This is a genomic window from Ancalomicrobiaceae bacterium S20 (genome assembly GCA_040269895.1).
In the GTDB taxonomy this organism is placed as follows: Bacteria; Pseudomonadota; Alphaproteobacteria; order Rhizobiales; family Ancalomicrobiaceae; genus Methyloraptor; species Methyloraptor flagellatus.
The window spans coordinates 430,196-451,522 of the sequence record CP158568.1 but is presented as its reverse complement, the minus strand read 5'-3'; the positions used below and the strand labels follow the sequence as shown (position 1 = coordinate 451,522).

Here is a 21,327-nt window from a genome sequence, read left to right as displayed (position 1 = left end):
ATCGGCCATGCCACTCAGGCGTGATCGCGCAAGCTCTCGTCGATGCCGAAGCCCGGCGGCACGACGTCCCGACCGGTCGCGGCGATCACCTTGAACAGCGTGCCCATTTCCGCCGGCGCGACCAGCCGCGTGACATCCTCGACGATGCCCTGCTGCACGGCCGGGTCCTTGCCGCGGCCGAGCGCGCCGGCGCGTTCGGCAAGCCCGAGCGACAACAGGAAGTCGCCCTGCTCGACCGGCCCGAACACGCGGGCGCCACCGGCCGCCGCCGCGGCTGAGCGCGGCGAAATCGACATGCGCCGTGAGATCGACCTCGCCGGGGCGGGCGAGCGGCGCGATCGGCTCGTGCGAGCGCACGGCCTGGAACGTGTCGCCGAGCGCCGGGCCGACATAGCCGTAGTCGATCGCCAGCACCGCGCCGCCGTCGCGGGCGATCCGCGCGGCGAGCCCCAGCATGACCGAGAAGGCGATCGGCGCCAGTTCGAGGATCGCGCCATCCGGCGCCTTGCGCGCCTGCACCGGCAGGTCGGTCTCCGCGAGGCTCGCCGGCCCGTGCCCGAAGGCGAGCCGGCCTTCGGCATCGAGGCCGATCACCCGCTCGCGGAACACGCCGTCGTGCTTCTGGTATTGCCGGATCGGCAGCGCATCGAAGAACTCGTTCGAGACCGCGATCATCGGCCCGGCCGGGATCTCGGCGATGCCGCCGACCCAGGTCGGCACGACCGGCCCGCCGGCGAGCGCCTGCGCCTGCCGCGCCCGCAGCCGCGGGCTCGTCTCGACCAGCGTCAGCCGCGCGGCCTCGGTGAGGCCCGGCGCCAGCCGCGCGGTGCGCAGGAGATCGCTCATCAGCGTGCCGCGCCCGGGCCCGAGCTCGACCAGTTGGAACGGCGCCGGCCGCCCCATCCGGGTCCAGACCTCGGCGACCCAGGCGCCAATCATCTCGCCGAACATCTGGCTGACGTCCGGCGCGGTGATGAAGTCGCCGTCGCGGCCGAACGGCTCGCGCGCCATGTAATAGCCGTGCTCGGGATCGCCGAGGCACAGCGCCATGTAGTCGGCGAGCGGCATCGGCCCGTCGAGCCGGATCAGGGCCTTGACGCGATGTTCGAGCGGCGTCGGCCCCACCGGATCCCCCTCAGGCAATGGCGGTCCGGCGGCGCGCCGACCAGATCAGGAGACCCGCGCCGGCGATCACCAGCGGCAGCGACAGGATCTGCCCCATCGTCACGAAGCCGAGCAGGTAGCCGAGCTGCGCGTCCGGCTCGCGGAAGAACTCGACGAAGATGCGCGCGAGCCCGTAGCCGATCCCGAACGTGCCGGCGATGGTCCCGGGGCGCTTCAGCGCGTCGCGGTTCCAGATCATGACCGCGAGGACGGCGAACAGCACGATCCCCTCGAGCCCCGCCTCGTAGAGCTGGCTCGGATGACGCGGCAGCGGCCCGGCGCCGGGAAACACCATGGCCCAGGCCACGTCCGTCGGCCGGCCCCACAGTTCCGGCTTGATGAAGTTGGCGAGCCGCCCGAACAGGAGCCCGATCGGCGCGGCGGCCGAGAACAGGTCGAACAGCGTCATCAATGAGAAGGCGCGCCCGCGCGTGAACCACCACATGGCGACGATCGAGCCGACCAGCCCGCCATGGAACGACATGCCGCCGTTCCACAGCTGCGGGATGTCGTAGGGGTCGGCGAGGTAATGCGCCGGATTGTAGAAGATCACATAGCCGAGCCGGCCGCCGAGAATGATGCCGAGCGTCGCCCAGACGACGAAGTCGTCGAGCTCGAGCGGCGTCGGCCGCGGCAGGCTGCCCCACAGCCGATCCGCCACCACGACCCGGCGCAGATACCACCAGCCGATCAGGATGCCGGCGATATAGGCGAGCGCATACCAGCGGATCGCCAGCGGGCCGACGGAGATCAGCACCGGATTGATGTCGGGAAACGGGATTGCATAGAGGGGCATCGGATCCGGCCGGCCTTCTACCGTTGAAGCGCGGTCGGACAGTGTTCTCGCCCTGCGACGGCGTCAAGGCGGATCACCCGAGGTGGCACGGATCGGCCACCGCACGGATCCAGCGGACCGATGAGCCGGCAATCATGCGTGCGGAAGCTGGCCCCAAGCGAGCGGGACGATCATCGCCCAATAACACCACGGCGATGGGTTATCTGTAAGAAAAGAGATATAAAAAAGCAATTTTCGCTTCGAAGAGGCAATCCAATACAATCAAACGGTCGCATTTACTGATATTTTACGTCGATGAAACGCGATTTTTATATCTGATTAACCAAATAGATATCACTATTCTTTCAGGACTCCGGCAATTGAAATTCTACAAAGCCCCAACTTAACGAGACCCGCCATGCGCTACCAGAACTGGTCCCTGATCTGGAAGATCCTGTCGCTCTTGCTCATGCTCGGAGCGGCGAGCCTGGCGGGTGTGGTCATGACCGGGCGACAGCTCAATGTGATCGACGATCTCAATCAGGAGGTCATCGACGGCCCGGCCGCCGCAGCGACCTTGATCGCCAGAGCCAATGTCACGGCGGTCCGAACCGGTATGGCCATCTACGCGCTGGTCCTGGCGGACGCCCCCGAACAGGACGCCAAGGCGATGGCCGACATCAAGGAAGCCAGGGCGACGATGAAGGAGCGGCTGGACGAAGCCACCCGCGCGACGCCCTCGCTCGCCGCCGAGATCCGGCAGATCGGTCAGGTCTATGAAAGCGCGCTCAACGGTCCCTGTGCCGAAACGATCCGGGCCGGCCAGGGCACCGATGCTTCGTCGGTCCAGAAGGCGGCCGCGCTGATGACGCAGGAATGCCGGCCGGCGATCGATCGCATCTACGCGATGGTCGCCGACATTCGAAAGAAGCTCGACGCGATCCGCGACGATCAGGCCCGGAAGGTCACCGATATCGCCAATGCGACGTTCCTGAAGGCGGTGGGCAGCGTGACGCTCGCGATCCTGCTCATCGCCGGCACCGCCGTCTACCTCACGCGCACCGGCGTCGTCACCCCGATCCGGGGCCTGATGGCCCGCCTCGACGGTCTCGGCCGCGGCGATCTCGATCAGCCCGTCGACGGGACCGGTCGCGGCGACGAGGTCGGCGCGATGGCCAAGGCGGTCGACGTGCTGCGCGCACAGCTCGGCCAGGCCGAACAGCACCGCCGCGAACAGGCGGCGCGCGACGAGCGCGAACGCACGGTCCTCGAAAAGCGCGAGCGCCTCGCGCAGGCTTTCGTGGAGCAGATGCAGGGCCTGTCGAACGCCTTCGCCAAGTCGTCCGGTGACGTTGCCTCGGCCGCTCGAAACCTCTCCGCCACCGCCGAGGAGACCTCGAGGCAGGCGCAGTCGGTTTCCGCCGCCGCCGAACAGGCCGCGTCCAACGTGCAGACCGTGGCCGCGTCGGCCGAGGAGATGGCCGCCTCCGTCCGCGAGATCAACGGACAGGTGTCACACTCCGCCAACGTCGCCGACAAGGCCTTCGCCGAGGCCGAAGCCTCCAATGGCCGGATCGCGGCGCTCGCTTCGTCGGCCGCGGCGATCGGCGACGTGATCAACCTGATCAAGGGCATCGCCGACCAGACCAACCTGCTCGCGCTCAATGCCACGATCGAGGCGGCCCGTGCCGGCGAGGCCGGCAAGGGCTTCGCCGTGGTCGCGGCCGAAGTGAAGCAGCTCGCCTCGCAGACGAGCCGCGCCACCGAGGAGATCGGCACCAAGGTCGGCGAGATCCAGCAGGCGACCGACGGCACCGTGAGGTCGATGACCGAGATCGTCCGCGTGATCGCCGACATCAAGGGCATCGCCTCGATGATCGCCAGCGCGGTCGAGGAACAGGGTGCCGCGACCGGCGAAATCGCCCGCAACTGCCAGCAGGCGGCGACCGGCGCGACCCAGGTCACCGCCAACATCGGCGGCGTCGGTCAGGCGGCCGAAATGACCGGTGCCGCCGCGACCCAGCTGATGGGCCTGTCGGGCGACCTGTCCGGCCAGGCGGCTTCCCTGCGCCAGACCGTCGAGACCTTCGTCAGGGATCTGAACGCGGCCGCCTGACGCCGGCTGCGCGCGCCCACACCAGCGACGACCCCGCCGGCCTCTGATACAGGGGCCGGCGTTGTTTTGTACCGGGATGCGGTCCTCCCCCGTCTTGCGGAGCGCCGCGCCGGTCCCCATAACAGCCGCAATGGACGTCGCCGCCACACCGAAATCGTTCGCCCCCTCTGCGGCGTCCGTGAGGTTCGCGGACCAGCGCCAGCTCGAAGGAGTTCCCGATGACGCAGACCTCGAACCGCATCTTCGACGAGTTCGCCAAGCTGATGACCGACGCCGCCGGCGTCGCCCAGGGCGTCCGGCGCGAAGTCGAGACCGCCTTCCGCGCCCAGGCCGAGCGGTTTCTCGCCGACATGGACCTCGTCAAGCGCGAGGAATTCGACGTCGTCCGCGAAATGGCGATCAAGGCACGCGAGGAGAACGAGGCCCTGAAGGAGCGCATCGCCGCGCTCGAGACCAGGCTTTCCGGCGACGAAGCGCGCAGCACCGACGCGCCCTGACCGGCTGCCGCACCGGACGGAAGCGCCCCGCTTCGGCGCTCTCCATGCCCAAGCAAAACACCCGGCCTCTCGGCCGGGTGTTTTGCTTGGGCGGTGCCGGTCCGGTACGCGAAGCCGTTCCGTCTCTCGCGCGGCACACCCCGGCGGGGACAGTTTTCGAGACGTCGTTATTCACACCTCGTCCACAGCCGGCACCTCAGTGGTCCACATTTTTCGGCTCACCGTGTCCTTCGGGCGCTGTCGCACGGGAGTCATCGGTCCCTATACTGAATAACAACAGAGATTCGCGGTCTCCCGGCGATCCGGCCGGCGACCGTGGAACACGTGGGCGAGTTTTCCCCGCCGGAGGTGTCGCGCGACCGGGTTTCGCGCGTCCGACGGTGCCGGGGCTTTCTTCTGTCGCGTTCGGTAGCGTCGCGTTCCCGCCTCTGACCGTCCCTCTCGCTTGCGAGGACAAGGCTCATGAGCCTGATCGAATTCGACTTCGAGCGGCAATCGAACCCGGTGGACGTGATCGAGCACATCGCTGCGCTCGAGGACTGGAGCTTCGAACGCTCCGGCGACGACGAGATCACCATCTCGGTCAATGGCCGCTGGTGCGACTATCACGTCTCGTTCTCGTGGATGGAGGAAGTCGAGGCGCTGCACCTCGCCTGCGCCTTCGACCTCAAGGTCACCGAGGCGCGCAAGACCGAGGTCACGCGGCTGCTCGCGGCGGTCAACGAGCAGATGTGGCTCGGCCATTTCGATCTGTGGCGCTCCGAGGGCGTGGTGATGTATCGCCACGCGCTGCTGCTCGCCGGCGGCGTCGAGCCGACCACGCGGCAGGTCGAGACCATGCTGACCAGCGCGATCGAGGCCTGCGAACGGTATTATCAGGCCTTCCAGTTCGTGGTCTGGGCGGGTAAGAGCGCCCGCGAGGCGCTGGATGGCGCGCTGTTCGAGACGGCGGGAGAAGCATGAGCGGAGATCTGCGCGCGGCGGTGCCGCTGGTTTTGGTCGGCGCCGGCAAGATGGGCGGCGCCATGCTCGCCGGCTGGATCGAGCGCGGCCTGCCCGCGAACGGTGTCGTGATCCTCGATCCGAACCCGGCGCCGGAAATGGCCGCGCTGGCGGCCGAAAAGGGCCTGCGCCTCGAGACGACGCCGCCGGCCGACGTCACCGCCGCCGTAATCCTCATCGCCGTCAAGCCGCAGGTGATGGACGCCGTGCTGCCGACGCTGCGCGGCCTGATCGGTCCGGAGACGATCGCGGTCTCGGTCGCCGCCGGCAAGACCATCGCCTCGATCGAGGCCGGTCTCGGTGCCCGCGCGGTCGTGCGCGCCATGCCGAACACGCCGGCGCAGGTCGGCCGCGGCATCACCGCCTGCGCCGCCAACGCGGCGGTGACGACGCCGCAGCGCGTACTCGTCACCGCGCTCCTGTCGGCGATCGGCAAGGTCGAATGGGTCGCGACCGAAGACCTGATCGATGCGGTGACCGCGGTCTCGGGCTCCGGCCCGGCCTATGTGTTCCTGCTCGCCGAGGCGCTGGCCGAAGCCGGCCGCAAGGCCGGCCTGCCGGCCGACCTCGCCGCCCGCCTCGCCCGCGCCACGGTTGAAGGTGCCGGCGAGTTGATGTTCCAGTCGCCGCTCGATCCCGCGACGCTGCGCAAGAACGTCACCTCGCCGAACGGCACCACGGCGGCCGCGCTCGCCGTGCTGATGGCAGACGATGCGCTGCAGCCGCTGATGGATGCAGCCGTCGCGGCGGCGGCCAACCGCTCCCGCGAGCTCTCGGCCGGCTGAACTCGGTCCTGGCCTATCGCTGCGCCTGCCCTCGATCGCGGTTGTCGTTCCGCAGCCGCGGCTTTGGGGGTTGCCCGCGCCCGTGGTAGGCTTCGCCCCATGAACCAGCCGATCGCCCTCAAGTCCGATGGCCTCGCGCGCCGCCTGTTCCGGGTGGCCGACCTCGACCGCATGGTCGAGGTCGGCGTGCTGGAGCCGGACGAGCGCATCGAGCTCGTGCGTGGAGAGCTCATCCCCATGGCAGCCAAGGGCGCGCGACACGAGATCCTGAGGATCAATCTCAATCTTTATCTGGGCGACAATCGGCCAAAAGAGATCTCCTTTGCTCCCGAGCCGGGCTGGCGTCTTGCGGAATTCATTTATCTGGAGCCCGATTTCATCTTCTATTCCGCCGGGACGCCCTATGCCGAGCTGAAGGCTGGCGACGTCTCCCTGGTGATCGAGATTTCCGACACCAGCCTCGGCTATGATCTCGGGGTCAAAGCCGGGCTCTACGCCGAACTCGGCGTCACCGAATATTGGGTGATCGACGCCGCCGAGCGGGTCACCCATGTGCACAAGACCCCGACCCCGACCGGCTACGCCGAGCGCCGCGCCTATCCGGCCGAGACGGCGCTGACCCCGGACCGGATCCGCGGCCTGACACTGCGCCTCGCCGACATTCCCGGGACCTGAACGGGCGCGCGCCCGGCACCGTCCGCGCCCCGGGCGGCCGGCATTTTCCCCGGCATCGATTTACGCCCGCGCGTTGCGTTCCGCCCCCCCATCGTGTATGGACCCCCGTCCCCGTGATCGACCCCCCTGGAGGCGGTGCGGGACCCCGGTGCCGCGCGTCGCGACATTGGGACTGAAGACCCGAGAGCCACGGCGGGCGCAATCCCCCGGTCGGCTCTTCGTGTTTTTGAAGGAACGTGACCATGAGCCGTCAGTCTTACGAACTGCAGGCGTCGTCGCGTGAACGCGTGGGAAAGGGGTCCGCGCGCGCGCTTCGTCGTGAGAAGAAGATTCCCGCCGTCATCTACGGCGACAAGAAGGCCCCGCTGCCGATCGCGATCGACTTCAAGGAAGCCGACAAGCGTCTGCGCGCCGGCGGCTTCAAGACCACCGTCGCGACGATCAACATCGACGGCGAGAAGATCCTCGTCATCCCGAAGGACTACTCGCTCGATCCGGTCAAGGACACGCTGGTCCACGTCGACTTCCTGCGCGTCGCCGCTGGCGCGACCGTGACCGTCTTCGTGCCGGTGCACGTGCACGGCCAGGACAAGTCGCCGGGCATCAAGCGTGGCGGTGCGCTGAACTACGTGCGCCACGACATCGAGCTGTCGGTCCGCGCCGACGCGATCCCGGAAGCGATCGACGTCGACGTGTCGACGCTCGACATCAACGATTCGGTGCACATCTCGGCCGTGAAGCTGCCGGAAGGCGCCAAGCCGGTGATCGGCGATCGCGACTTCACGATCGTCACCATCGCTCCGCCGGCCGGCTTCAGCGAAGACGCCGCGTGATCGGATTGTGCGGCGGCGCGTCCCCTCGCGCCGCCGCGCTTCTTACTGAAAGCCGTGGGCGCAGGACCAGGCCCCGGCCCGTGCTCCGCTCCGGTGCCGCGATCCTCGGCTCCGCGCCATGACGTCGGCCTCGACCGCCCACGTCCGGGTCGAGGCGTCCCGCCTCCCCACGCGGTCCGACCTTACCCGTCCGACCCCATCCGAGTGATCCGCGATGCTGCTCCTCGTCGGTCTCGGCAATCCGGGCGATGAATACGCCCGCAACCGCCACAACATCGGCTTCATGGCGATCGACGCGATCGCGCGGAAGTTCGCATTCTCGCCCTGGCGGAGCAAGTTCTCCGGCGAGCTTTGCGAAGGCACGATCGGCGGCGAGAAGGTCGTGGCGCTGAAGCCCCTGACCTACATGAACGAGAGCGGCCGTTCGGTCGCCGCCGCAGCGCAGTTCTACAAGATCCCGCTCGCCGACATCGTCGTCTTCCACGACGAGCTCGACCTGCCGCCGTCGAAGATGCGCATGAAGACCGGCGGCGGCCACGCCGGCCACAATGGCCTGCGCTCGATCCAGGCCCACATGGGGCCCGAGTTCCGCCGCGTGCGCCTCGGCATCGGCCACCCCGGCGCCAAGGAACTGGTGACCGGCTGGGTCCTCGGCAATTTCGCCAAGGCCGATCAGGACTGGCTCGATGCGCTGATCGATGCGCTCGCCGCCGCCGCGCCGAAGCTCGTCGCCGGCGACGATGCCGGCTACCAGAACGACGTCGCCCTGCTCGCCCGCGGCGACAAGCCCGCGCGCATCGAGAAGCCGACCCCGGCCGCTCCGGTCGCCCCGAAGCCGTCCGGCCCGACGGCGACGGCCAAGAACGCCATGGCCGAGACACTGCAAAAGCTGCTCGCCCTGAAGAAGGGCCCGGGCCGGCGGCCCGGCGGGTGATTCTTACGCCGGCGCCTGCCGATCTCGACACACGTCCGTTGCGTCTCTAACGTCACGCGGTCGCAGTTCCAGCGACTCGGGCGAGCTCTTCTATGCGCGGTACACAAATCCTGGTACGCACGCTGTCGAAACCGACGCGCGAGGACCGTTTCGGCAATCGCTGGCAATACCATTCGCGCAGCGATCACCATTCGAAGGTGGCCTGTTGGGGGATCGTCTTCGATCTGATGCTCGGTTGTTCCTTGCTGCGGCGGCACGTGGATGAGGGACGGGTCGCGTTCGGCATCAATCACGAGATGCGCGATTTCGTCCACGATCGAAAGAAGAATCTCGACCTCGTGCTATGTACGCCCTCCGCAGGGCAGGCGCCCACAGCCGGCCGAACACTCGAGATCATGGCTGCCGACTACGAGGTCGACCTGAGCGACGAAGAACGCGCCATTCTGTCTACTCTCCCGACACTGCGCGAGGCGCCGGTCGGCAGCGTGTTGATGGCCCTCGAGGCCAAGGCCTGCATGACGGCACACCAGCGCGCGCTACCTCGTCTCTATGACGAGCTCAACTCGTCACATCTGACCGTGCATGGAGCGACGGATCAGGCGATCGCGGCAGGTTTCACGATGGTCAATGTCGCTGAACGCTACCTGAGCCCGGACCTTAACAAGAAGACGCGGGCGACCGATCCGGAGTGGAGCCTGCACCGCCAGCCGCGCGACGCGGGCCTCGCCGTCGACAAGATCCGCCAGTTGCCGAAGCGATCCAAACCCGGAGATGTCGGCTACGACGCGATCTCAATCGTACTCGTGGATTGCGTCAACGACGGCTCCCCCGTGTCGTTGATGGAAACGCCACCCGCACCGCAGGAAGGCGACATCTACCATTATGCTTCGATGATCGATCGACTCGCCCATATCTATGCGACCCGGTTCAAGGATCTCTGAAGTCGGCGACGCAGGTCATCGGGCGCGTCGACCTCGCACTCCCAAACCAGAAGCACTCGATAACCGGCAGCGCGCAACGACCGGACAGCGCGCGCATCGCGCAGCCGATTGGCAGCGAATTTCCCGCGCCAGAAGGCCTCATTGGTCTTGGGCACGGTTGCAGATCGGCAAGCGGTATGATGGTGCCAATAGCATCCCATCACGAAGATGGCCCACCTGCGGTGCTTGTTCGCAAAGTCGGGGGAGCCCGGGAGCGAGCGAACGTTGAGGCGGTATGCGAGACCGAGACTGCGCAGGATGGCCGCTACAGCCAACTCAGGTGCCGTCCCACGTTGTCGAACTCGTGCCATCAGTGCACTGCGGCGGGGATCATCCGGCTTTGGCGCCTTCATTCCGCAGCGACGGCCGCGATCCGTGGCAAAGACACTCTCGGTACCGGAGCAATCGCTTCCATACGGTCTAGATGTGCCCTGATCCGATCGAGGAATCCGGGCACAAATCGCAGGGTACTGCGTTGCGTACGGCCAAGGAAACCGCGGGTGGCCCGTGCCGACAGCGCCTTGCCCTCATATTTTAGGAAGTCGTCGAGCGCCGGCCTGTGCATCCAGACCGGGAACGGACCGATGTCGACCCGGAGACGCCTGCGGCCATCGCCACGCGCTGCCTTCGGCCAACGCGTATCGCCCGAGAGGTCACGGTCGCGGTCGGGATCATAACGGCCGGGAGTGGCGAGGCGACTGCCAAGCCATGTTGCGACCGGCACCGTCACGGCATTGCCGACCAACGACCAGCGCAACGACGGCCGCCCGACAGCTTCGGCGGCGGCGGTCCAGTCGGCCGAGAAGCCTTGGAGGCGCTCCGCATCGCGGATATCGGGGGTCACGACACGCCCATCGGGCAGGAGAATTGCAGGCGGTGAGGCGATGCCCACCGTCGAGCCGTTCTTCAACGTCGGCACCGCATCGGGCGCCCAGCCGAGCCCACGGACCCCCTCCGTCCAGTAGAAACCGTGGGCATGTGTCGCGAGCGTCGTCTCGACTTGAGTAGCCGTCACCTCGTCGCAGAGCAGAACGTCTGCCGGATCTACATCGGTCGTCGTCGCTACGAACAAAACCCTCTCGCGCCGCTGCGGCACGAAGGCGAGCGAGTTTACAATCCGATAGGCCCAGCGATAGCCGCGTTCCTCGAACGCTTCGATCAGCGTACGGAGACCCCTGCCTCCGTCGAGATGCAACATGAACGAGACGTTCTCGAGTACGACCCAAGGCACGCGCCGTTCGTCGAGCAGGCGGAAGACATGTCCGACCAGGCCGGATCGTCTTCCCGCGATGCCGGCGGTCAGGCCAGCCTGGCTTAAATCTTGACACGGAAACCCGGCCACGACGAGATCCGCCTCGACAGGTACGGCACGCAGATCGACCACGTCCGGCTCGAGCGGGACATTCGGGTAGCGATGGGAAAGGACGGCCCTCGCCGGCTCCCACACTTCGCAGAGCATGACGGCCTCGTGTCCAGCCTCCGCTAGGCCACTCTCAAGTCCGCCGATACCGGCGAAGAGACCGACGACCTTCATTTCGTTCCAACGCTCCGACAGATGCGAGAATCGCTCTCCCACTTTGGGCGAGGGCGTCTCCAGGTGAAAGAACGCCGTGCGATGTTCGCACAATGTTCCTACGCATGAAAGCAGATTCTCGCTTCTGCCGACATCCGACGCGGGCAATCTGCCCGCGTCGGACGATCTTCTCACCCACGCCCGAACGCCGAGCGCAATGCCGGCACCGTACGGATCACCGCAAGGTCGAGCGCGATCATGATGAGGATCGCCAGACCCGTGATCGGGAACAGCGCACCGAACACCACCGCGATCGTCCAGAGCACGACATAGATCCGACGGTCCTGCGGCATCGGCGGCACGCCGACCTTGCCGGCCGGCCGCCGCTTCCACCACATCACCGTGCCGGAGACGGCAGCGACCACCAGCGCGAGGCAGCCGGCGACCATCAGGAGCTGGTTGAAGAGCCCCCATTCCTGGCCCATGTGGACATTGACGCCCCATTCGACCGCCTTGCCGATCGGGCCGTAATCCGCGAACGAAATGTCGGCGATGGGCGCGCCCGAGTACTGGTCGAGGTGGATCGTCCGCTCCTTGGCGAGATCGGCCGGATAGATCGCCGCCGTATAGACGCCGGTCTCGCTCTGCGGCAGCGCCATTTCGAAGCCGCGCATCAGGCCGCGGTCGATGACGATCTTCACCGCCCGATCGAGCCCGATCGACGGCGCCAGCACCGGCTTCGACGCCGGCTGGTCGGCGCGCTCGACCGCCCAGCCGGGCTTCTCCAGCACATCGCCGGTCTTCGGCGCCGGCGCGGCCGCCGCACCATGGCCCGCATGGTCTCCGCCGGCGTCGGCGGGAGCCATGACGTGTCCGGCATGGGCATCAGCAGGAGCAGCCGCCGGAGCCGCCGTGCCCGCCGGCAGATAGACCGGCGCGATCTTCGGCGTGTCACCCCAGGCGAGCGCCGGGAAGCCGAGCCCGGCCTCGCGCGCCGCGTCGTTGAAGCGCTCGCCCCAGAACCCGGTCCAGGGCATGCCGGTCGCGGCGAGGAAGAAGATCACGATCGCGCCCGCCGCGCCCGTGACGGCGTGGAGGTCGCGCCACCAGACGCGCCGCGCCGGCGTGCCGCGCACCGTATAGACGCCGCCGGTCTGGTTGCGCGGCCACCAGAGATAGACGCCGGTCACCACCAGCACGAGGCCGAAGCCGCCGATCGCCTCGATGATCCGGTTCGGCACCATGCCGAAGAACTCCAGGCTGTGGATCTTGCGCGTGACCTGATGGAACTCGAGCCGCCGCGCCACCTGATCGAGCACCTTGCCGCTGCCCGGATCGACATAGACGAAGGTCGGCCCGTCGGCCGAGGTGATCTTGACGATCGCCGAGCGGTCGGCCGCGGGCGGATCGCGGTAGCTGAGCGCCTTGGCGCCCGGGTTGGCGGCGAGCGCCTTCTCGACGATCGCGCTCGGCGCAAGCGGCGTCGCCGACGGCGTCACGATGTGGCGATAAGCGAAGACCGTCCGGTCGATCTCGTTGTGGAACAGGTAGATCGAGCCGGTGACGGCCAGCAGGATCATGAAAGGCACGGCGATCAGGCCGGCATAGAAGTGCCAGCGCCAGATCGCGCGATAGAGCGGACTGACATCAGCCGCGCGTGCGGGCGCCGCCGCATCGGCGGCATCGAGGGTGGTGGACATGGGGAATTGAACTCCGACGCGACCGCACACGGGCACGATGCCGGCGGTCGGGAGAAACGGGAGAGGGTGCTGACGTGTCGGGGGTCAGACGCGTGGCGGGCCGCGGGCGTCGAAGCCCGAACGACCGACGGTCGGCCGGGCCCGCCATGCATCGGGGATCAGGCGGTCGACGACCACGAGACGCGGCGCGACGAGCGCCGGCGCCGAAGCGGCCGCGAGCGCGGGACCGGCCGGGAAGCCGCCGAGACAGGCGGCGAGGCAGCATGCGTCGCCATGACCGTCGTGGTCGGCCGGCGTGGGCGCCCCGGAGCCGACGACACCCGCGCCGTCATGGTCGCCGGAGCAGAAGACGCCGAGCGCGGCGACGTAAGGATCGAGCGCGGCGCGCGGCGTCGCGGCCCCGCGAGCGCGGCCTGCGCCAGGATCGCGACGAGCGCCAGCATGCCGGCGACGTCGCGCCAGCCGCGGATCGCGCGACGGATGGAATTCAGGCCCCTCATGGCGGCGACTGTGCCCCGAGACGCCCCCACGCGACAAGCCCCGAAGGACTGCGGAGGGCGGATGCGGCAGGCAGGACACGCCCACGGCGCTTTCCGCCCTTGACGCGGCCGTTGCCCTCCCCTCTAAACACGGCCACGAAATTCTCCAGAACACCGATCCGGAAAGACCTCCCATGGGCTTCAAATGCGGCATCGTCGGCCTGCCGAACGTCGGCAAGTCGACCCTCTTCAACGCGCTGACCAAGACCGCCGCCGCGCAGGCCGCCAACTATCCGTTCTGCACCATCGAGCCGAACACCGGCGAGGTCGCGGTGCCGGATCCGCGCCTCGACACGATCGCCCGGATCGGCAAGTCGGGCTCGATCGTGCCGACCCGCATCACCTTCGTCGACATCGCCGGCCTGGTGCGCGGCGCCTCCAAGGGCGAAGGCCTCGGCAACCAGTTCCTCGCCAACATCCGCGAGGTCGACGCGATCGTGCACGTGCTGCGCTGCTTCGAGTCGGGCGACATCACCCATGTCGAAGGCCGGGTCGATCCGGTCGCCGACGCTGAGACCGTCGAGACCGAGCTGATGCTCGCCGATCTCGACAGCCTGGAACGCCGCATCGTGCCGCTGCGCAAGAAGGCCGCCGGCGGCGACCGCGATTCCAAGCAGTTGCTGCCGCTCATGGAAGGCGCGCTCGAGCTGCTGCAGAACGGCCAGCCCGCGCGCGTGCTCAAGGTCTCGGCCGAGGACCGCGCGGCCTTCGACGGTCTGACGCTGATGACCTCGAAGCCCGTGCTCTACGTCTGCAACGTCGAGGAAGCCTCGGCCGCGACCGGCAATGCCCATTCGGCGCGGGTCGAGGAAATGGCCGCCCGCCAGGGCGCCGGCAGCGTCGTCATCTCGGCCGCCATCGAGGCCGAGGTCGCCCAGCTCGCCGACGACGAGCAGAAGGAATTCCTCGACACGCTCGGCCTCGCGGAGCCCGGCCTCGACCGCCTGATCCGCGCCGGCTACGCGCTGCTCGGTCTGATCACCTATTTCACGGTCGGCCCGAAGGAGGCGCGCGCCTGGACGATCGTCAAGGGCACCAAGGCCCCGGGCGCCGCCGGCGTGATCCATTCCGACTTCGAACGCGGCTTCATCCGCGCCCAGACGATCGCCTATGCCGACTACGTCGCCTTCAACGGCGAAGCCGGCGCCAAGGAGAACGGCAAGGCCCGCGACGAAGGCAAGGAATATGTCGTCCAGGACGGCGACATCATGCTGTTCCGCTTCAACGCCTGATCCAAGGCCCGCCGGCACCCGTCATGAGACGGCGCGGCGAGGCTTTCGACCAACGTCTGATCCGCAGAAACGCATAGGGGCCCGGCACCGCGGGCCCCTTTCGTCATCATGAGAGGCTCCGCTACTGTCGCGGCCGTGTCTCGCCGATCACTCCGGGATGCCGTCCTTCGGATGGCCGCCGACGAAGCGATCGTGCAGACGGAAGATCGCCAGATAGAGTTCGGCGGTGATCCGGAGGCCGATGAAGCCGAGCGTCACCGACACGACCGTCGACAGGAGAATCGTCAGGCCGACACTCGGCGACACGAACAGCGAGCCGAGCCCGCCGAGGAGACCGAGCAGCGCATAGAGCGACAGACAGGCGAGACCGACCAGATAGAAGGGCTTGATGAGCCCCGGCGTGATGAACTCGTCCAGCGAGAGAAACTTCGAGATCATGAGGTCGCGTCCTCTTCGAGACTGAAAATCGGATCGTGGCCGCCGCGTCCCGGCGCAGGCGCCCGAGGCGGCCAGACAAGCCAGGCCGGAGCCGACAATCCCCCCTCCATACGCGATCCGAGACGATCGCGCATGGGGGATCGAACGGAATTCGATCGCGCGCTCCTTGCCGCGCACCCGCCGACGCGCGGATCGGGCGCTCGGGTCCGATATCCAGATTCGAGGCCCCCGGAACCAACACGGACGGATCATGACCGACGGGATCAGGCATTTCGAAGACTTCCACCCCGGCGAGACGATCGCCCTCGGGGCGACCGAGATGACGCGCGAGGCGATCCTCGAGTTCGCGCGCTTCTACGACCCGCAGCCGATGCACGTCGACGAGGAGGCGGCCAAGGCCTCCCTGCTCGGCTCCCTGTCGGCCTCGGGCTGGCACACCGCCTCGGCGATGATGCGGCTCCTGTGCGACCACCTGCTCTCCAGCTCGACCTCGCTCGGCTCGCCGGGCATCGAGACGCTGCGCTGGACGAAGCCGGTCAGGCCCGGCGACCGGCTGACCGCGCGGACCGAAGTGCTCGACGCCCGTCCCTCGAAGAGCCGGCCCGAGATCGGCCTGGTGCGGTTCCGCTTCACGGTCGACAACCAGCACGGCGACACGGTCATGACCATGCAGTGCCCGATCATCTTCCGCCGCCGGGGAGCCGCGTGATGAAGTATCTCGACGACATCGCGATCGGCGACACCGAGACGATCGGCAGCTACCGCTTCAGCGCCGAGGAGATCGTCGATTTCGCCCGCCGCTTCGATCCGCAGCCGTTCCACCTGTCGGAGGAAGGCGCGCGGAATTCGCTGTTCGGCCGGCTCTGCGCCTCCGGCTGGCACACCGCGGCGGTCTGGATGAAGCTGATGGTCGCCCATTTCGAGCGCGAGACGCGCGCGGCGCTCGCCCGTGGCGACGACCTCGTCACCGTCGGCCCCTCGCCCGGCTTCGACGACATGCGCTGGCTGAAGCCGGTCTATGTCGACGACACGATCACCTACAAGAACGAGGTGATCGAGGCCCGCCCCTCTGCCTCGCGCCCCGGCTGGGGCGTGCTGCGCAGCCGCAATCAGGGCTTCAACCAGCACGGCGAGCTGGTGTTCGAATTCATCGGCACGGTGATGTGGCCGACGCGCCCCAAGGCCTGAGGCTAGAGCCGGCACGTCGAGCGAAACAAAATAGCCGGCTGCACACTTTCAGATGATCCACCAACGCACTTGCGGAAAAATATCGACCCGCCGCGTCATCGGGTCTACGCTGTTTCCCTGACGGAGCCATCGGACCGGGTCATCCGTCGGCGCGCTTCGCACGGAGTCCGGGAAGGATTGGCCATGTCATCAGCGCGCGTCCTGTTGCAGCTCGCCGGCGATGTGGCCTTGCTGCTCTGGTCGGTGAAGCTCGTCACCGCGGGCGTGCAATCGGCCTTCGGCGCCACGCTGCGCACCTGGCTCGGCCAGGGCCGCGGCAACCGCCTGCAGGCGATGCTCGCCGGCCTGGTCGTCACCGCGCTCTTGCAGAGCAGCACCGCGACCGCGCTGATGGCGAGCGCCTTCGCTTCGGCCGGGCTGATCGGCCTCGTGCCGGCGCTCGCGGTCATGCTCGGCGCCAATGTCGGCACGACGCTGGTCGTGCAGGTGGTGTCCTTCGACATCGCCGCCGTCTCGCCCGTTCTGGTGCTGATCGGCGTCCTGCTGTCGGCCAAGAGCCGCGGCGCCGTGCTGCGCGAATGCGGCCGGGCGGTGATCGGCCTCGGCCTGATGCTGCTGGCGCTCCGGATGCTGGTCGAGAGCCTGCAGCCACTCGAAGCGTCCGATGCGCTGCGCGAGCTGATGGGTCTGGTCACGCGCGACCATTTCGTCACACTGACGCTCGCCGCCCTGCTGGGCTGGGCGGCGCATTCGAGCGTGGCGATCGTGATCTTCGTCATGTCGCTCGCCGCCGCCGGCGTGGTCACGCCCGAAGCTTCGCTGGTCATGGTGCTCGGCGCCAACATCGGCACGGCGCTGAACCCGGTCGTCGCCGAATGGGGCGCGGAGCCGGCGCGGCTGCGTCTGCCGCTCGGCAACCTCGCCAACCGCCTGCTCGGCGCCGCGATCGCGCTACCCTTCGCGGCGCCCGTCGCCCGCCTGCTCGTCGCGAGCGGCGAGCCCTTCGCGCGCATACCCGCCGACTTCCACGTCCAGTTCAATCTGGCGACCGCGCTCGCCTTCCTGGCGGTGCTGAAGCCGCTCGCCACCGTGCTCGAACGCCTGCTGCCCGACCGCTCCGAAGGTCGCCCGGGCCAGCCGGTCTATCTCGGCGCCACGCCCGATTCCGACCCGACGGTCGCGATCTCCGACGCGGCGCGCGAGACCATGCGTATGGTCGATACGGTCGAGGCGATGATCGCCGGCTCCCGCGCCGTGTTCCGCGACGACGATCGCGAGCGGATCGGTGCGGTCAGCCGCATGGACGACGTGCTCGACCGGCTCAACACCGCGATCCAGCATCATATGGCCGCCATCCCGCAGGACGATCTCGGCGACGATGAGCGCCGGCGTGTCGACGAGATCCTGTCGCTGGCGATCAACCTCGAGCATATCGGCGACATCATCGACAAGAACGTCATGGAGCTCGCGCGCAAGCGCCTGCGCAACCAGATGCGCCTGCCGCCCGAGACCGTCACGGCCATCGACGCGATGCATGCCCGCCTCGCCGAGCACCTGCGGCTCGCCATGGCGGTGTTCATGTTCGCCGATGCCGATGCCGCGCGCCGGCTGGTCGCCGAGAAGGAAGGTTTCCGCGATCTCGAACAGGCCGTGCGCGACCGCCACATGGCGCTGATGCGCACGGGCGAGACCTTCCTGCTGCCGGTCAGCGCGCTCGAACTCGACCTGACCCGCGACCTGAAGCGCATCGAGGCCCACATCGCCGCGACCGCCCACGGCGTCCTGGAGCGCAGCGGCGAATTGCGTTCGAGCCGGCTCCGCTCGGTGTGAGCGCGGCGGCGTTTCAACTCCGTCTCGACGGGCAGCCGCCCAACAAAAAACGCCCGGCCTTGCGACCGGGCGCCTCGTTCACACCGTCGTCGGGCGGAAAATCAATCGCGGGCGCGCTCGACGTAGGAGCCGTCCTCGGTCATCACGACGATGCGCGTGCCGGTCGCGACATGCGGCGGCACCATGGTGCGGACGCCGTTCGACAGCATGGCCGGCTTGTAGGACGACGACGCGGTCTGGCCCTTCACGGTCGGCTCGGTGTCGACGATCTCGAGGATCACGCGCGCCGGCAGCTCGATCGAGACCGGCACGCCGTCGAACAGCGACAGCTGCACTTCCATCTCTTCCTGGAGATAGACGGCCATGTCGCCGATCACGTCCTTGGGAACCACGACCTGCTCGTAGTTCTCCTTGTTCATGAACGTGTAGCCTTCCTCGTCCTGGTAGAGGTAGGTGTAGGGACGCTCGTCGAGGAAGGCGCGCTCGACCTGCTCGGTGGTCTTCCAGCGCTCGGACACCTTCACGCCGTCGGAGATGCGGCGCATGTCGACTTGGGTGGTCGGCGTGCCCTTGCCCGGGTGGAAGCTTTCGGCGGAGAGAACGACGTAGAGCTTGCCGTCCATCTCGACGACATTGCCCTTGCGGAGCGACTGAGCGTTGACCTTCACGGGTGGAACCTCGAAAGAATGATGCGAATCGGGGAGCCGGCCGCGCAAACGCGGAACGCTCCGTTCCTGATTGACGGGAACGGAGCCGGCTTCGTTGGGCGTCTCTCTGGCATTTTCGAGCGCGGAAGGGAAGTGGGTCGATGACGAATGATGCGCGCTGGTGGTCCCCTGCCCGCCATGCCGACCGCCGCGCGGCCCTGATCACCCGCAATCGCCTGCGCCGTACGCTGACCGACTGGTTCGAGGCCGAGGACTTCACCGAGGTGGAGTGTCCCGCCGTGCAGGTTTCGCCCGGCAACGAGGCACATCTGCATGCCTTCGCGACCACGCTCCTCGGCCCCGACGGCGTGCCGCGGCAGCGCTACCTGCACACCTCGCCGGAATTCACCATGAAGAAGCTGATCGCAGCCGGCGAGACGCGCATCTTCGATTTCGCCCGCGTCTGGCGCAACCGCGAGCGCACCGCCCTGCACCATCCCGAGTTCACCATGCTCGAATGGTATCGGGTCGGCAGCCCCTATGAAGACCTCATGCGCGACTGCGCCGACCTCCTCGCGATCGCCGCGACCACGGCCGGCGGCGGCCCGTTCCGCTTCCGCGACCGCAGCGCCGATCCCTATGCCGAGCCGGAGCGGATCACGGTCGCCGAGGCCTTCGACCGCTTCGCCGGCATCGACCTACTCGCGACGCTGCATCCGACCGACCCGGCCGGCGAACCCGACCGCGAGCGGCTCGCGGCCGGCGCCCGCGCCGCCGGCGTCGCGCTCGCCGCCGACGACACCTGGTCCGACATCTATTCGCGCGTGCTGGCCGAAAAGGTCGAGCCGCACCTCGGCGACGACCGGCCGGCGATCCTCTACGAGTACCCGAGCCACGAGGCCGCGCTCGCCCGCCCGACCGCGCACGATCCGCGCGTCGCCGAGCGCTTCGAACTGTTCGCCTGCGGCGTCGAACTGGCCAATGCCTTCGGCGAACTGACCGACCCGATCGAACAGCGTCGCCGGTTCGGGCTCGAAATGGCCGAGAAGCGCCGGATCTACGGCGAGGACTACCCGCTCGACGAGGATTTCCTCGCAGCTCTCGCGACCATGCCGGCGACGAGTGGCATCGCGCTCGGCTTCGATCGCCTGGTCATGCTGGCGCTCGGCGCCCCCCGGATCGACGATGTGCTGTGGGCGCCGGTGGCGGGGTGACGCGAGACGGCTTCAACCGCCGAGCAGCGCCTTAACCCGAGCGCGAACGGCGGCGAGCTCGTCATGCGTGGCGCGCGCCTTCAGCCGGGCCCCGCGACTGCGCCAGTCGAGGCTCTTCACCTGATCGCTCAGCACGACCGTCGGCGGATCGCCCGCGATCGCGACCTCGAACGGATAGCCCTTGATCCTGGTCGTCAGCGGACAGCAGAGCATCAGTCCCGACCGCTCATTGTAGCGGGCCGGCGACAGGACGAGCGCCGGCCGATGGCCGGCCTGCTCGTGCCCCGCCTGCGGGTCGAAAGCGAGCCAGACGATGTCGCCGGCCTCGGGGACGAAGTCCGACGCCATCACCACGCCTCGGCACCGACCGACGCGCCAGTCGAGACCTCGTCGTGACGGTTCTCCTCGGTAATGGCATCGACCAACGCATCGAGATCCACGGCAGGATCCGCAACGGGCTCGATCACCACCCGACCGTTCTCTTCGCGAATGTCAACGGTCTGGTCGATCGACAAATTGGCCGCTTCGAGAATGGCTGCCGGCAGGCGTACGGAGGCGCTGTTGCCCCACTTCTTGACCCGCACGTGCATGACGCCCTCCGTCGATACATTGTATCGACACAAGATGGCTACAGCCGCGCGTCCCGTCAATGCCCCTCGAACTCGACCAGGGTCCGTACGGGCACGCCCATATCGCGCAGCTTCGCGGCGCCGCCCAGCTCCGGCAGGTCGACGATGAAACAGGCCGCGACCACCTCGGCGCCGAGATTGCGCAGGAGCTGGGCGGCGGCGGTCGCGGTGCCGCCGGTCGCGATCAGGTCGTCGACCAGGATCACGCGCTCGCCCTTCAGGATCGCGTCCTCGTGGATTTCCATCTCGTCGACGCCGTATTCGAGGCTGTAGGCGATGCGCACGGTCGTGTGCGGCAGCTTGCCCTTCTTGCGGATCGGCACGAAGCCGGCCGAGAGCTGGTGCGCGACCGCCCCGCCGAGGATGAAGCCGCGCGCCTCGATGCCGGCGACCTTCTCGATCTTGGTGCCGGCATAGGGCTGCACGAGCTCGTCGACCGTGCGGCGGAAGGCGCGCGGATCGCCGAGCAGCGTGGTGATGTCGCGGAACATGATCCCCGGCTTCGGATAATCGGGGATGGTGCGGATCGTATCGCGGAGGTTCATGACGGCGGCTGCCCTGACGAGGAACGAGAGGACGCGCAACCGCCGGACCGGCCAACCGAGACGCGCCGGTGCGGCAACCTATCGGCGCGGG

At 68.0% G+C, this 21,327-nt stretch carries 23 protein-coding genes and 1 pseudogene; 13 read left to right on the top strand and 11 right to left on the bottom strand.

All coding sequences use genetic code 11. The annotated features are described in order from the left end of the window. Positions 1-14: 14 nt before the first annotated feature. Together ABS361_02135 and lgt are read right to left on the bottom strand one after the other, a co-directional pair. Positions 15-1,068: pseudogene (locus tag ABS361_02135) on the bottom strand (class I SAM-dependent methyltransferase). A gap of 67 nt (positions 1,069-1,135) precedes the next feature. Further along, a complete protein-coding gene (gene lgt, locus ABS361_02130; GenBank protein XBY45117.1) occupies positions 1,136-1,960 on the bottom strand; it encodes a prolipoprotein diacylglyceryl transferase in 825 nt (274 codons plus the stop codon). A 397-nt stretch (positions 1,961-2,357) separates the two neighbouring features. Here lgt and ABS361_02125 point away from each other — a divergent pair, with 397 nt between their 5' ends. From ABS361_02125 to ABS361_02090, 8 genes are all read left to right on the top strand, one after another. Next, positions 2,358-4,055: a methyl-accepting chemotaxis protein gene (locus tag ABS361_02125; protein ID XBY45116.1), complete on the top strand. Its 1,698-nt coding sequence runs from the start codon at positions 2,358-2,360 to the stop codon at positions 4,053-4,055. A 218-nt stretch (positions 4,056-4,273) separates the two neighbouring features. Next, positions 4,274-4,552, top strand: a complete 279-nt coding sequence (locus ABS361_02120; GenBank protein ID XBY45115.1) for an accessory factor UbiK family protein — start codon at positions 4,274-4,276, stop codon at positions 4,550-4,552. Positions 4,553-5,014: 462 nt separating this feature from the next. Continuing rightward, positions 5,015-5,515 (top strand): YbjN domain-containing protein, encoded by a 501-nt coding sequence (locus ABS361_02115; protein ID XBY45114.1) that lies wholly within the window; start codon positions 5,015-5,017, stop codon positions 5,513-5,515. Continuing rightward, positions 5,512-6,339, top strand: coding sequence for a pyrroline-5-carboxylate reductase (proC, locus tag ABS361_02110; GenBank protein XBY45113.1), 828 nt, complete (start codon positions 5,512-5,514; stop codon positions 6,337-6,339). The genes ABS361_02115 and proC overlap by 4 nt, the downstream gene beginning before the upstream one ends. A 63-nt stretch (positions 6,340-6,402) precedes the next feature. Continuing rightward, complete coding sequence (locus ABS361_02105; GenBank protein XBY45112.1) at positions 6,403-7,014, top strand: Uma2 family endonuclease; 612 nt, start codon at positions 6,403-6,405, stop codon at positions 7,012-7,014. A gap of 242 nt (positions 7,015-7,256) precedes the next feature. Continuing rightward, positions 7,257-7,847 (top strand): 50S ribosomal protein L25/general stress protein Ctc, encoded by a 591-nt coding sequence (locus ABS361_02100; GenBank protein ID XBY45111.1) that lies wholly within the window; start codon positions 7,257-7,259, stop codon positions 7,845-7,847. Between the two features lie 214 nt (positions 7,848-8,061). Continuing rightward, on the top strand, positions 8,062-8,781 hold the full coding sequence (gene pth / locus ABS361_02095; protein ID XBY45110.1) for an aminoacyl-tRNA hydrolase: 720 nt from the start codon (positions 8,062-8,064) through the stop codon (positions 8,779-8,781). Between the two features lie 92 nt (positions 8,782-8,873). After that, the gene (locus tag ABS361_02090; GenBank protein ID XBY45109.1) at positions 8,874-9,722 is read left to right on the top strand and encodes a hypothetical protein; all 849 of its coding nucleotides are present in this window, start codon (positions 8,874-8,876) and stop codon (positions 9,720-9,722) included. Here the strand turns inward: ABS361_02090 and ABS361_02085 are convergent. The 4 genes from ABS361_02085 to ABS361_02070 all read right to left on the bottom strand — a co-directional run bounded on the left by ABS361_02085 (position 9,695) and on the right by ABS361_02070 (position 13,559). Further along, positions 9,695-10,114 carry a very short patch repair endonuclease gene (locus ABS361_02085; protein ID XBY45108.1) on the bottom strand — a complete coding sequence of 140 codons (420 nt, stop codon included), beginning with the start codon at positions 10,112-10,114 and terminating at the stop codon, positions 9,695-9,697. The genes ABS361_02090 and ABS361_02085 overlap by 28 nt on opposite strands. Further along, a complete protein-coding gene (gene dcm / locus ABS361_02080) occupies positions 10,111-11,295 on the bottom strand; it encodes a DNA (cytosine-5-)-methyltransferase (GenBank protein ID XBY45107.1) in 1,185 nt (394 codons plus the stop codon). The genes ABS361_02085 and dcm overlap by 4 nt, the downstream gene beginning before the upstream one ends. Positions 11,296-11,465: 170 nt before the next feature. Beyond that, entirely contained in the window at positions 11,466-12,974 is a 1,509-nt protein-coding gene (locus ABS361_02075; GenBank protein ID XBY45106.1) for a PepSY domain-containing protein, read from the bottom strand. Between the two features lie 84 nt (positions 12,975-13,058). Continuing rightward, entirely contained in the window at positions 13,059-13,559 is a 501-nt protein-coding gene (locus ABS361_02070; protein ID XBY45105.1) for a hypothetical protein, read from the bottom strand. Positions 13,560-13,647: 88 nt separating this feature from the next. On the opposite strand from ABS361_02070, the gene ychF reads away from it, so the two are divergent. Then, positions 13,648-14,745: a redox-regulated ATPase YchF gene (gene ychF / locus ABS361_02065; protein ID XBY45104.1), complete on the top strand. Its 1,098-nt coding sequence runs from the start codon at positions 13,648-13,650 to the stop codon at positions 14,743-14,745. A gap of 147 nt (positions 14,746-14,892) precedes the next feature. On the opposite strand, the gene ABS361_02060 is transcribed toward ychF, so the two are convergent. After that, positions 14,893-15,183 (bottom strand): DUF4282 domain-containing protein, encoded by a 291-nt coding sequence (locus ABS361_02060; protein XBY45103.1) that lies wholly within the window; start codon positions 15,181-15,183, stop codon positions 14,893-14,895. Between the two features lie 250 nt (positions 15,184-15,433). On the opposite strand from ABS361_02060, the gene ABS361_02055 reads away from it, so the two are divergent. The 3 genes from ABS361_02055 (at position 15,434) to ABS361_02045 (ending at position 18,201) form a co-directional block, all read left to right on the top strand. Further along, positions 15,434-15,892, top strand: coding sequence for a MaoC family dehydratase (locus tag ABS361_02055; GenBank protein XBY45102.1), 459 nt, complete (start codon positions 15,434-15,436; stop codon positions 15,890-15,892). Continuing rightward, entirely contained in the window at positions 15,892-16,371 is a 480-nt protein-coding gene (locus ABS361_02050; GenBank protein ID XBY45101.1) for a MaoC family dehydratase, read from the top strand. Before ABS361_02055 ends, ABS361_02050 begins: the two co-directional genes overlap by 1 nt. Before the next feature lie 183 nt (positions 16,372-16,554). Continuing rightward, positions 16,555-18,201, top strand: coding sequence for a Na/Pi cotransporter family protein (locus ABS361_02045; protein XBY45100.1), 1,647 nt, complete (start codon positions 16,555-16,557; stop codon positions 18,199-18,201). A gap of 101 nt (positions 18,202-18,302) precedes the next feature. Here ABS361_02045 and efp read toward each other — a convergent pair whose 3' ends face one another. Continuing rightward, entirely contained in the window at positions 18,303-18,869 is a 567-nt protein-coding gene (gene efp, locus ABS361_02040) for an elongation factor P (GenBank protein ID XBY45099.1), read from the bottom strand. Positions 18,870-19,009: 140 nt separating this feature from the next. On the opposite strand from efp, the gene epmA reads away from it, so the two are divergent. After that, entirely contained in the window at positions 19,010-20,062 is a 1,053-nt protein-coding gene (epmA, locus tag ABS361_02035) for an EF-P lysine aminoacylase EpmA (protein ID XBY45098.1), read from the top strand. A 12-nt stretch (positions 20,063-20,074) separates the two neighbouring features. Here epmA and mazF read toward each other — a convergent pair whose 3' ends face one another. From mazF to ABS361_02020, 3 genes are read right to left on the bottom strand one after another with little or no spacing between them, the layout of a single operon-like run. Next, the gene (gene mazF / locus ABS361_02030; GenBank protein XBY45097.1) at positions 20,075-20,410 is read right to left on the bottom strand and encodes an endoribonuclease MazF; all 336 of its coding nucleotides are present in this window, start codon (positions 20,408-20,410) and stop codon (positions 20,075-20,077) included. Continuing rightward, on the bottom strand, positions 20,410-20,652 hold the full coding sequence (locus ABS361_02025; protein XBY45096.1) for an AbrB/MazE/SpoVT family DNA-binding domain-containing protein: 243 nt from the start codon (positions 20,650-20,652) through the stop codon (positions 20,410-20,412). Before ABS361_02025 ends, mazF begins: the two co-directional genes overlap by 1 nt. A 56-nt stretch (positions 20,653-20,708) precedes the next feature. Further along, a complete protein-coding gene (locus tag ABS361_02020) occupies positions 20,709-21,236 on the bottom strand; it encodes an adenine phosphoribosyltransferase (protein XBY45095.1) in 528 nt (175 codons plus the stop codon). Positions 21,237-21,327 lie beyond the last annotated feature (91 nt).